The 10,117-nt window shown below is 72.0% G+C and carries 10 protein-coding genes, 3 tRNA genes and 1 pseudogene; 11 read left to right on the top strand and 3 right to left on the bottom strand.

Features of this window, described 5'->3' with window-relative positions; all coding sequences use genetic code 11:
• Positions 1-558: pseudogene (locus tag AE652_RS15710) on the bottom strand (hydrolase); the annotation flags it as partial.
• Between the two features lie 279 nt (positions 559-837).
• Here AE652_RS15710 and AE652_RS15705 point away from each other — a divergent pair.
• The 8 genes from AE652_RS15705 (at position 838) to AE652_RS15670 (ending at position 5,627) form a co-directional block, all read left to right on the top strand.
• Positions 838-910 (top strand) — tRNA-Thr (locus AE652_RS15705).
• 43 nt (positions 911-953) lie between these two features.
• A tRNA-Met gene (locus AE652_RS15700) sits at positions 954-1,026 on the top strand.
• 83 nt (positions 1,027-1,109) lie between these two features.
• The gene (gene rpmG, locus AE652_RS15695; RefSeq protein WP_006604855.1) at positions 1,110-1,274 is read left to right on the top strand and encodes a 50S ribosomal protein L33; all 165 of its coding nucleotides are present in this window, start codon (positions 1,110-1,112) and stop codon (positions 1,272-1,274) included.
• A 117-nt stretch (positions 1,275-1,391) separates the two neighbouring features.
• A complete protein-coding gene (locus AE652_RS15690) occupies positions 1,392-1,850 on the top strand; it encodes a MaoC family dehydratase N-terminal domain-containing protein (protein WP_049651991.1) in 459 nt (152 codons plus the stop codon).
• A gap of 5 nt (positions 1,851-1,855) precedes the next feature.
• Complete coding sequence (locus AE652_RS15685; RefSeq protein ID WP_049651990.1) at positions 1,856-2,278, top strand: MaoC family dehydratase; 423 nt, start codon at positions 1,856-1,858, stop codon at positions 2,276-2,278.
• Positions 2,279-2,376: 98 nt separating this feature from the next.
• Complete coding sequence (locus AE652_RS15680; RefSeq protein ID WP_234348396.1) at positions 2,377-2,940, top strand: TetR/AcrR family transcriptional regulator; 564 nt, start codon at positions 2,377-2,379, stop codon at positions 2,938-2,940.
• A 120-nt stretch (positions 2,941-3,060) separates the two neighbouring features.
• Positions 3,061-4,506, top strand: a complete 1,446-nt coding sequence (locus tag AE652_RS15675) for an MFS transporter (protein ID WP_049651988.1) — start codon at positions 3,061-3,063, stop codon at positions 4,504-4,506.
• Between the two features lie 77 nt (positions 4,507-4,583).
• Positions 4,584-5,627 carry a UDP-N-acetylmuramate dehydrogenase gene (locus tag AE652_RS15670; RefSeq protein WP_049651994.1) on the top strand — a complete coding sequence of 348 codons (1,044 nt, stop codon included), beginning with the start codon at positions 4,584-4,586 and terminating at the stop codon, positions 5,625-5,627.
• Positions 5,628-5,632: 5 nt separating this feature from the next.
• Here AE652_RS15670 and AE652_RS15665 read toward each other — a convergent pair whose 3' ends face one another.
• On the bottom strand, positions 5,633-6,697 hold the full coding sequence (locus AE652_RS15665) for an adenosine deaminase (RefSeq protein WP_049651987.1): 1,065 nt from the start codon (positions 6,695-6,697) through the stop codon (positions 5,633-5,635).
• Between the two features lie 128 nt (positions 6,698-6,825).
• Positions 6,826-8,073, bottom strand: a complete 1,248-nt coding sequence (locus AE652_RS15660) for a pyridoxal phosphate-dependent aminotransferase (protein ID WP_049651986.1) — start codon at positions 8,071-8,073, stop codon at positions 6,826-6,828.
• A 292-nt stretch (positions 8,074-8,365) separates the two neighbouring features.
• Here AE652_RS15660 and AE652_RS15655 point away from each other — a divergent pair.
• From AE652_RS15655 to nusG, 3 genes are all read left to right on the top strand, one after another.
• Positions 8,366-8,438 (top strand) — tRNA-Trp (locus tag AE652_RS15655).
• Positions 8,439-8,583: 145 nt separating this feature from the next.
• Positions 8,584-8,910, top strand: a complete 327-nt coding sequence (gene secE, locus AE652_RS15650) for a preprotein translocase subunit SecE (protein WP_049651985.1) — start codon at positions 8,584-8,586, stop codon at positions 8,908-8,910.
• 209 nt (positions 8,911-9,119) lie between these two features.
• Positions 9,120-9,995 (top strand): transcription termination/antitermination protein NusG, encoded by an 876-nt coding sequence (nusG, locus tag AE652_RS15645; protein ID WP_082345749.1) that lies wholly within the window; start codon positions 9,120-9,122, stop codon positions 9,993-9,995.
• Positions 9,996-10,117: the final 122 nt, after the last annotated feature.

Genomic DNA, 10,117 nt, shown 5'->3' with positions numbered 1-10,117 from the left:
CGCCTCGCGCAGCTGCGCCCGCCCGTCCGCGCCGGCCCGTCCGGTGAGCAGCCGGGGCATCGCCACCGCCTGGAGCTCGGCCAGCCCGCCCAGCGCCTGCCGGGCGGTCAGCACCGCCTCCAGCCGGCGCAGCCCGTGCACGTCGCCGATCCGGACGTGGGTGCGCTGGGCGGTGGCGCCGTAGCCGAGCGAGGTCAGCGCGGCCTCGGTGACCCGGCGGGTGAGGTCGGCCGGGGTGTCCGGCGGCGGGGTGGGCAGGGCGGCGGAGAAGGCGGTGTCGTAGTGGGCGTGCGCCTCGGCGGGGGCCGGGAGCAGCAGGTAGCCGCGCAGGTCGATCCGGGCGCCGGTGGTGACGGTGGGCGCGCCGGGCAGGGCGGGCAGCGGGCCGAGGCTGCCGACGGTGCCGACCGCCTGGATCCGGTCGCCGCTGATCCGGACGTCCACCACCCGCCCGTCCGCCAGCCGGGCGCCGGTGAGGAGCAGGACCGGGCCGTGCCCGAGCGGGTTGGCCGCCGGGCCGGGCCCGGAGTGCGGCCCGTCGGCGGCTGCGCTGTCCATCGCCCGGCTCCTTCTCGGGCCGGCCCGTGCGGTCGGCCCCGTACGGCTGGCCCGTACCGCCGGCCAGTCCTCCCGATCAATGAGCGTCGAGCCTATGGGCCCGGGGGGCGGGTCGCCGGGAGGCGGGCAATAGTCGTATCGGGTCGGGCCGTGCGGCTCGCGGGCCGATCGAACGCCGGGCCTTGGATCGTCCGTCCGTACCCCTCGCCCACCTGCGGTCTTCGCCGCGGGATACGGATTTCACCTCCGGGCGCGAAACGTGTAATCTCTTCCTCGTTCGCCCCTATAGCTCAGTCGGTAGAGCGTCTCCATGGTAAGGAGAAGGTCTGCGGTTCGATTCCGCATGGGGGCTCTGGTGAGAAGCGGTCAGCTCCGGCTGTGCCGCGGATCACTGTGGCGGTGTAGCTCAGTTGGTAGAGCAAGCGGCTCATAATCGCTGTGTCACCGGTTCAAGTCCGGTCACCGCTACCCCGCGTAGTCGGTCGGGAGATCGCACTCCCGGTCGGCTACTCTTGTTGTGTTCTTATTCGTTGTCCAAGGAAGGCACTCCCGTGGCTGCCACCGACGTCCGCCCGAAGATCACGCTGGCCTGCGTGGAGTGCAAGGAGCGGAACTACATCACCAAGAAGAACCGGCGTAACGACCCGGACCGTCTTGAGATGAAGAAGCACTGCCCCCGCTGCAACTCGCACACCGCGCACCGCGAGACCCGCTGACCCTCTTGCAGGGCGACGGGCCTGTGTGAATTCAGGTCTCTTGCTCCGGGCCGCATCCCTCACAGGGGGTGCGGCCCGGAGTTTTTTTCGTATCCACCCGCGTTCCGAGGAGCCGCCATGGCGCTCGACCCCTCCTTTATCGGGCGTAGCTACCCGCCCACCGAGCCGTACGAGGTCGGCCGGGAGAAGATCCGCGAGTTCGCGACCGCGGTCGGCGACGCCAATCCGGCGTACACCGACCTTGAGGCGGCGAAGGCGCTGGGGCACCCCGACGTGATCGCCCCGCCGACCTTCCCGTTCGTGATCACCTACCGCGCGGCCGGCCAGGTGGTCGAGGACCCGGAGCTGGGCCTGGACTTCAGCCGGGTGGTGCACGGCGACCAGAAGTTCGCCTACACCCGCCCGGTGCGGGCCGGTGACCGGCTGTCGGTCACGGTGACCATCGACAACATCAAGTCGCTGGCGGGCAACGACGTGCTCACCGTGCGTGGCGAGGTGACGGACGCGACCGGCGGGCACGTTGTGACGTCGGTCATGACCCTGGTGGCCCGGGCCGCCGACGAGGCGGGGGAGTGAGCGCGATGGCGATCGACTACGACGAGGTCGAGGTCGGCACCGAGCTGCCGGCGCAGTCCTTCCCGGTGACCCGCGACACACTGGTGCGGTACGCGGGGGCCTCGGGCGACTTCAACCCGATCCACTGGAACGAGAAGTTCGCCCTGGAGGTCGGCCTGCCGGACGTGATCGCGCACGGCATGTTCACCATGGCCGAGGCGATCCGGGTGGTCACCGACTGGGTCGGCGACCCGGCCGCGGTGGTCGAGTACGGCGTGCGGTTCACCCGTCCGGTGCCGGTGCCGAACGACGGGGTCGGCGCGGTGGTCGAGGTCTCGGCCAAGGTCGCCAAGAAGCTGGACGACCGCAGGGTGCAGGTCGACCTGCTGGCCACCACGGGCGGCCAGAAGGTGCTCGGCATGTCCCGGGCCGTCGTCCGGCTCGGCTGAGCGGCCCCGGGGGTCGCGGCGGCCGGGGTCCCGTACGGGATCTCCGGCCGCCGGCGCGGGCCTTGCGTAGATAGTGATTGGCCACTAACTTGGGGCCCATGGCGAAGTCGAGCATCCGGATGAGCGCGGAGGAGCGGCGCGAGAGCGTCGTCCGGGCCGCCCTGACCGAGTTCGCCCGGGGCGGGTACCACGGCACCTCCACCGAGGCGATCGCCCGCCGGGTGGGCGTCTCGCAGCCGTACCTGTTCCGGCTGTTCCCGAGCAAGCAGGCGATCTTCGCCGCGGCCGCCGAGCGCTGCGTCGAGGAGACCTGGCGGGTGTTCGACGAGGCCTCGGCCGGGCTGTCCGGTGAGGCGGCCGCGGAGGCGATGTCCACCGCGTACCTGGGCCTGGTCGAGAACGGCGACCAGCTCATGATGCAGATGCAGCTCTACGTCTCGGCGTCCGCGGCCAGGGCGGCCGGTGAGGACGAGGTGGGGGAGACCGCCCGGCTGCTGTGGGAGGACCTGTTCGACCGGGTCAGGATCCGGATCGGCGGCGGAATGAAGGACGCCACGCAGTTCTTCGCGTACGGGATGCTGATCAACACCCTGGTGGCGCTCGGCTATCCGCCGGACCACCGGATCTGGGCCGGCTTCGACGGGTGCGAGCCGCCCGAGTAGGCGCGCCGCCCGGATGGACGGGCCGCCCGGATGGACGGGCCGCACGGGGTGTCCGTGCGGCCTCTTTTCGGCCCAAAGAAGTTATTGAGCAATAACTACCTAAGGAACCTGGGGGACGTCATGACGGAGAAACCTGCCATGGGCAGAGCGGCGGTCTGGACCCTGGTGATCGTCAGCGCGGCCAGTTTCATGGCCGCCCTGGACAACCTGGTGGTCACCACCGCGCTGCCGTCGATCCGCGAGGAGCTCGGCGGCGGACTGTCCGACCTCGAATGGACGGTCAGCGCCTACACCCTGAGCTTCGCCGTGCTGCTGATGTTCGGCGCCGCCCTCGGCGACCGCTTCGGCCGCCGCCGGATCTTCCTGGTCGGGCTGGCGGTCTTCACCGCCGGCTCCGCCGCGGCCGCGCTGTCCCCGGGCATCGGCGAACTGATCGCCGCCCGCGCCGTCCAGGGCACCGGGGCCGCGGTGATGATGCCGCTCACCCTCACCCTGCTCACCGCCGCGGTGCCCGAGGGCAAGCGGGGGATGGCCTTCGGCATCTGGTCGGGGGTCAGCGGCCTCGCCGTCGCCGCGGGGCCGCTGATCGGCGGCTCGCTGACCGAGCACTTCTCCTGGCAGTGGATCTTCTGGGTGAACGTCCCGGTCGGCCTCGTCCTGCTGCCGCTGGCCTACCTGCGGCTCGGCGAGAGCCGGGGCCCGGGCCGGGCCCTGGACGTGCCCGGAACCCTGCTGGTCAGCCTGGGGATGTTCGGCGTCGTCCTCGGCCTGATCCGCGGCAACCCGGACGGCTGGACCAGCCCGCTGGTCCTCGGCGCCCTGATCGGCGGCACCCTGCTGCTGGCCGCCTTCGTCCGGTACGAGCAGCGGGTCGCCGCCCACCCGATGCTGCCGATGCGGCTGTTCCGCAGCCGGGCCTTCTCCGCCGTCAACGCGGCCAGCCTGCTGATGTACCTGGGGATGTTCGGCTCGATCTTCCTGATCAGCCAGTACCTCCAGGGCGTCGGCGGCTTCAGCCCGCAGGAGGCGGGCATCCGGATGCTGCCGTGGACGGCGATGCCGCTGCTGGTCTCGCCGATCGCGGGCATCCTCTCCGACCGGATCGGCGGCCGGCCGATCGTGGTCGCCGGGCTGGCGCTGCAGGCCGCGGGCCTGGCGCTGTACGGCCTGGTGGTGGACGGGAGCACCGGCCTCGACTACGTCGCCCAGATACCGGCCACCGTGATCTGCGGGATCGGCATGTCGCTGTACTTCGGCCCGACCGCCCAACTGGTGATGGCCAGCGTCCGGCCGCAGGAGCAGGGGATCGCCTCCGGCGCCAACAACGCGCTGCGCGAGGTCGGCGGGGCGCTCGGGGTCGCCGTGCTCGCGGCGGTGTTCTCGGGGCAGGGCGGCTACCAGTCGGTGCGGGCCTTCACGGACGGGCTGGTGCCCGCGCTGTACGTCGGCGCCGCCGCCGTCGGGCTCGGCGCGCTCGCCGCGGTGTTCATCCCGCGGCGGCGGAAGGCGCCGGTCGCGGCGGCGGGGGAGCGGGCGGCGGACCGGGCCGAGCCGGCCCGGGTCTGAACGGGGGCGTAGGGGAGGGGCCCGCCGACGGGAATCGCGTTCCGGTCGGCGGACCCCTCCCCCGTACGCTGGTGGGCGTGCTGGTAGAAAACGACGCCCCCCTCGCCCCGCTGACCACGCTCCGGCTCGGCGGCCCGGCCCGCCGCCTGGTGACCGCCCACACCGACGACGAGGTGATCGCCGCCGTCCGCGAGGCCGACGCGGCCGGCGAGCCGCTGCTCGTCCTCGGCGGCGGCTCCAACCTGGTGATCGGCGACGCCGGCTTCCCCGGCACCGTGCTGCGGATCGCCACCGAGGGCTTCGCCCTGGACGGCACCGCGCTGGAGGTCGCGGCCGGCGAGACCTGGTCCGAGGTGGTCCACCGGACCGTGCGCGACCACGGGCTGGCGGGCATCGAGTTCCTGGCCGGCATCCCCGGCTCCGCGGGCGCCACCCCGGTGCAGAACGTGGGCGCGTACGGCCAGGAGGTCGCCCAGTCGATCACCGAGGTGGTCGCGTACGACCGCACCGCCGACGAGGTCGTCACCCTTTCGAACGCCGAGTGCGGGTTCTCCTACCGGCACAGCCGCTTCAAGGCCGAGCCGGACCGCTACGTGGTGCTGCGGGTGCGGTTCCGCCTGGAGGACAACGACGGGCTCTCCACCCCCGTCCGCTACGCCGAGACCGCCCGGCACCTGGGCGTCGAGCCGGGCGCCCGGGTGGCGGTCGGCACGGCCTGGACGGCGGTGCTGCTGCTGCGCTCCGGCAAGGGCATGGTGCTGGACCCGGCGGACCACGACACCTGGTCGGCGGGCTCCTTCTTCACCAACCCGGTGCTCACGGCCGCGCAGTACGAGTCCTTCCGCACCCGCCCGGGCACCGAGGACGCCCCCGCCTACCCGGCCCCGGAGGGCTGCACCAAGACCTCGGCGGCCTGGCTGATCGACCGGGCGGGCTTCGGCAAGGGCTACGGCGGCGGCCCGGCGACGCTCTCCACCAAGCACACCCTGGCGCTCACCAACCGCGGCTCGGCCACCGCCGAGGACCTGCTGGCACTGGCCCGGGAGATCCGGGACGGGGTCCGCGCGGCCTTCGGGGTGGAGCTGGTGAACGAGCCGGTGATGGTGGGCGTCAAGCTCTAGCACCGCTAGGCGGGTACGGCGGCCGCCTCCGCGGGGGCGCGGTCGCCGACCAGCCAGGCGTCGATGTCCGCCAGCAGCTCCTTGCGGACGGCCTCCGGCGCGACCGAGCCGCGCACCGACTGCCGTGCCAGCTCGGCGAGTTCGGCGTCGGAGAAGCCCAGCACGTCCCGGACCAGCTCGTACTGGGCGGCCAGCCGGCTGCCGAACAGCAGCGGGTCGTCCGCGCCCAGGGCGAGCGGCACCCCGGCGTCGAAGAGCCGGCGCAGCGGCACCTCCTCGGGGCGCTCGTAGACGCCGAGCGAGACGTTGGAGGACGGGCAGACCTCGCAGGTGACCTGCCGGTCCGCCAGCCGCTCCATCAGCCGGGGGTCCTCGGCGGCCCGTACGCCGTGGCCGATCCGGGCGGCGCCCAGGTCGTCCAGGCAGTCCCGGACGGACTCCGGGCCGGACAGCTCGCCGCCGTGCGGGGCCGCCAGCAGCCCGCCGTTGCGGGCGATCGCGAAGGCCCGGTCGAAGTCCCGGGCCAGGCCCCGGCGCTCGTCGTTGGAGAGGCCGAAGCCGACCACCCCGTGGTCGGCGTAGCGGACGGCCAGCCGGGCCAGCGTCCGGGCGTCCATCGGGGACTTCATCCGGTTGGCCGCGACCAGGACCCGGATGCCCACCCCGGTCGCCGCGGCGGCGTGCTCCACCGCGTCCAGGATCAGCTCCAGGGCGGGGATCAGCCCGCCCAGCCGGGGCGCGTAGGACGTCGGGTCGACCTGGATCTCCAGCCAGCGGGAGCCGTCCCGCCGCTCGTCCTCGGCGGTCTCCAGGACCAGCCGGCGGATGTCCTCCTCGTCCCGCAGCACCGAGCGGGCGGTGTCGTACAGCCGCTGGAAGCGGAACCAGCCCCGCTCGTCGGTGGCCCGCAGCCGGGGCGGCTCGCCGGAGCTGAGCGCCTCCGGCAGCCGGACGCCGTGCTTGTCCGCCAGCTCCAGGAGGGTGGCGGGCCGCATCGAGCCGGTGAAGTGCAGGTGCAGGTGGGCCTTCGGGAGGCCCCTGACGTCTCGCGGGTTCAACAGGCGTTCCATTCACCGATACTGCCGTATACGGCCCCTGAACGGGAACCGCCCCCTCTACATCCCCTGAAGGGGTGAAAGGGGGCGGTGCGCCGGGTGAAACCCTGGCGTCGGGTTGACGTCGGCGGACGGACCTGAGGTCAGTCGCGGGCCTCGCCGAGCAGCTTCTGGACCCGGCTGACGCCCTCGACCAGGTCGGCGTCGCCGAGCGCGTAGGAGAGCCGCAGGTAGCCGGGGGTGCCGAAGGCCTCGCCCGGGACGACCGCGACCTCGGCCTCGTCCAGGATCAGGGCGGCCAGCTCGGCGGAGGTCTGCGGGCGCCGGCCGCGGATCTCCTTGCCCAGCAGGCCCTTGACCGACGGGTAGGCGTAGAAGGCGCCCTCGGGCTCGGGGCAGAGCACGCCCTCGATCTCGTTGAGCATCCGCACGATGGTCTTGCGGCGGCGGTCGAAGGCCTCGCGCATCTCGGCGACCGCGTCCAGGTCGCCGGCCACGGCGGCCAGGGCGGCGCGCTGGGCGACGTTGGAGACGTTCGAGGTGGCGTGCGACTGGAGGTTGGTCGCGGCCTTGATGACGTCCTTGGGGCCGCCCCCCCAGCCCACCCGCCAGCCGGTCATCGCGTAGGTCTTGGCGACACCGTTGACCACGATGCACTTCTCGGCCAGCTCGGGCAGCAGGGCCGGCAGCGAGGTGAAGGTGGCGTCGCCGTACACCAGGTGCTCGTAGATCTCGTCGGTGAGCACCCACAGGCCGTGCTCCAGCGCCCAGCGGCCGATCGCCTCGGCCTCGGCCTCGGTGTACACCGCGCCGGTCGGGTTGGACGGCGAGACGAACAGCACCACCTTGGTGTTCTCGGTGCGCGCGGCCTCCAGCTGCTCGACCGAGACCTTGTAACCGGTGGTCTCGTCGGAGACGACCTCCACCGGGACGCCGCCGGCCAGCTGGACCGACTCCGGGTAGGTGGTCCAGTACGGGGCCGGGATGATGACCTCGTCGCCCGGGTCCAGGATCGCCGCGAACGCCTCGTAGATCGCCTGCTTGCCGCCGTTGGTGACGAGCACCTGGGAGGCGTCCACCTCGTAGCCGGAGTCGCGCAGCGTCTTGGCGGCGATCGCGGCCTTCAGCTCGGGCAGGCCACCCGCCGGGGTGTAGCGGTGGTTCTTCGGGTCGCGGCAGGCCTCGACGGCCGCCTCGACGATGTAGTCCGGGGTGGGGAAGTCGGGCTCGCCGGCGCCGAAACCGATGACCGGGCGGCCGGCGGCCTTGAGGGCCTTGGCCTTGGCGTCCACGGCGAGGGTCGCGGACTCGGCGATCGCGCCGATCCGGGCGGAGACCCGGCGGTCGGCGGGGCGGATGGACTGGTCGGGCTGCGGGGTGGAAGCGCTCATGCCTGCATCGTCGCAGAACCGGGACCTACCGGGCATCGGGGTATCGGCATCCGTACGTTCCCGTCCGAATCGCGGCCCGACGGTCCGTCGGAAGGGGTCCCGCCGGACCGGACGTCCGCCGGGGGAGCGGCCGGTCCGGAAGAGAAGCCGGAAGAAGAAGTTCGACCAAACACCCCTCGACCACGTACACTCGCTGCTCGACGGCCCGCCGAGAACCGGAGCTTTCACCGCCTGTGCAGACAGCGGGGGGAGATACGGTAGGTTGGTCGCCACCGGAGCCGCGAGGCACCGTAGGGCAATAGCTCAATTGGTAGAGCACCGGTCTCCAAAACCGGCGGTTGGGGGTTCGAGTCCCTCTTGCCCTGCTGCTAGATCCGTTTTCAGCCCGTTCGCTCCACAGGAGTGAGCGGGCTTGATGCGGAGATGGCACCGATCAGCACCGCTAGCCGACTGGCCGCCCCCACCGGGTGCGCGGCGAAGCCGGCAGGACCCGGATTCAGGTGAGGACGAGTGACGGAGACCACGGGCTCCACCGCAACGCCTGAGAGCGGCAACCCCGAGGGTGCCGACGGCGCTGCCGAGATCGCATCGGCCGAGGGCGACAAGAAGTCCGGCAAGCAGAAGAAGTCGGGCAAGCGGGCCAAGAAGGGCCTGTTCGCACGGACCGCCCTCTTCTACCGCCAGATCATCGCCGAGCTGCGCAAGGTCGTCTGGCCGACCCGCGGCGAGCTCACCAACTACACCGCCGTGGTCGTCACCTTCGTGGTGGTCATGATGGCCTTCGTGGCCGGCCTGGACTACGGCTTCTCCAAGCTGAGCCTCCTGGTCTTCGGCTGACCGGCCGCCCCACCTCTCGAACAGCCTCCCGACCCGGGCCGATTACTCGGCCCGGGTCGAGCTGTCGGCGCCGGACGTACGCGCGGCTACCGTGGACTCGGTACTGTTGAAGTCTCCGAGACCTCACCTGGCGCCCGCGCGAGCGGCCGTCCGCCGGGCCGGTCGAGGAGCGCGCCACCTTCACCATCTCCAGGAAAGAAGCCGCCACCGTGTCTGAGTCCCCCCTGTACGACGCCGACGAGACCGTCCGCGAGGCGGATGGCGCCGCCGAGCTGGACGCGGCCGAGCCGGCTGACGACGCCGAGTCCGCCGAGCAGATCGTGGACGCCGCGGACAGCGACGAGGACGAGGTCGAGGCGTACGACGAGGCCGAGGCCGGCGAGCCCGCCGAGGAGGCCGCGCTGCACGTGGAGGGCGACGCCGAGGTCGAGGAGTCCGTCGAGGACGCCGAGGAGGCCGAGGAGGAGTCGGCCGACGAGGTCGACCCGGTCGCCAAGTTCCGCGAGGACCTGCGCTTCATGCCGGGCGAGTGGTACGTGATCCACACCTATGCCGGCTACGAGAACCGGGTGAAGCAGAACCTGGAGCAGCGCGCCGTCTCGCTGAACGTCGAGGAGTACATCTTCCAGGCCGAGGTGCCGCAGGAGGAGGTCGTCCAGATCAAGAACGGCGACCGCAAGACCATCCGCCAGAACAAGCTCCCCGGCTACGTCCTGGTGCGCATGGACCTCACCCCCGAGTCCTGGGGCGTCGTGCGCAACACCCCGGGTGTCACCGGCTTCGTCGGCAACGCCTACGACCCGTACCCGCTGACCCTGGACGAGGTCGTCAAGATGCTCGCCCCCGACGTCGAGCGCCAGGCGGCCAAGGAGGCCGGCAAGCCCTCGCCGATCAAGCCGAGCGAGATCCAGGTGCTGGACTTCGAGGTCGGCGACTCGGTCACCGTCACCGACGGTCCGTTCGCGACCCTCCAGGCGACCATCAACGAGATCAACCCGGACTCGAAGAAGGTCAAGGGCCTGGTCGAGATCTTCGGCCGGGAGACCCCGGTCGAGCTCTCCTTCGACCAGATCCAGAAGAACTAGTCATACCGTCTTCGGGGTCGGGGCGGGGGCGAGGAGCCTCCGCCCCGAACCCGTTTTGGTCCAGCGGCGCGGACGCGTTAGCCTGGTCCGATGTGTGTGCTGGCGGCCGGGTGTCGCCCCGG

The organism is Kitasatospora sp. MY 5-36 (genome assembly GCF_001182915.1).
Taxonomy (GTDB): domain Bacteria; phylum Actinomycetota; class Actinomycetes; order Streptomycetales; family Streptomycetaceae; genus Kitasatospora.
Note: the sequence above shows the minus strand (reverse complement) of the source record. Positions and strands in the feature narration are given on the sequence as shown.

Excerpts from the sequence above, each read along its gene's own strand:
- AE652_RS15690 (WP_049651991.1), top strand. The coding sequence starts at position 1,392 with ATGGCGCTCGACCCCTCCTTTATCGGGCGTAGCTACCCGCCCACCGAG.
- AE652_RS15685 (WP_049651990.1), top strand. The coding sequence starts at position 1,856 with ATGGCGATCGACTACGACGAGGTCGAGGTCGGCACCGAGCTGCCGGCG.
- AE652_RS15680 (WP_234348396.1), top strand. The coding sequence starts at position 2,377 with ATGGCGAAGTCGAGCATCCGGATGAGCGCGGAGGAGCGGCGCGAGAGC.
- AE652_RS15675 (WP_049651988.1), top strand. The coding sequence starts at position 3,061 with ATGACGGAGAAACCTGCCATGGGCAGAGCGGCGGTCTGGACCCTGGTG.
- AE652_RS15665 (WP_049651987.1), bottom strand. The coding sequence starts at position 6,697 with ATGGAACGCCTGTTGAACCCGCGAGACGTCAGGGGCCTCCCGAAGGCC.
- AE652_RS15660 (WP_049651986.1), bottom strand. The coding sequence starts at position 8,073 with ATGAGCGCTTCCACCCCGCAGCCCGACCAGTCCATCCGCCCCGCCGAC.